Below are 239 nucleotides of genomic sequence, written 5' to 3'. Positions count from 1 at the left end.
GTAACTGAACCACCGCTTGGTGTTGTACCAGTTGCTGTAGCTTGATTCTCAAACTCACCAGCATCAATATCTGCTTGTGTAATTGTGTATGTTGCAGTAAACGTTGTTGCATCTGAAGCGCCAACCGCTAATGTTCCTAATGGCCCACCAACTACAGCTGCTTCTGGATCTGTTACTATAACATCACTTAACGTTACATTTCCATTATTTGAAACTGTAAACACATAGCTTATTGTTTC

At 40.6% G+C, this 239-nt stretch carries 1 protein-coding gene; it reads right to left on the bottom strand.

Features of this window, described 5'->3' with window-relative positions; genetic code table 11:
* Nucleotides 1-239 (bottom strand): DUF7507 domain-containing protein (locus RM538_RS13425; RefSeq protein ID WP_311333950.1); only part of this gene is annotated, 239 nt, incomplete at both ends.

The organism is Patiriisocius hiemis (assembly GCF_031846325.1).
Classification (GTDB): domain Bacteria; phylum Bacteroidota; class Bacteroidia; order Flavobacteriales; family Flavobacteriaceae; genus Patiriisocius_A; species Patiriisocius_A hiemis.
Note: the sequence above shows the minus strand (reverse complement) of the source record. Positions and strands in the feature narration are given on the sequence as shown.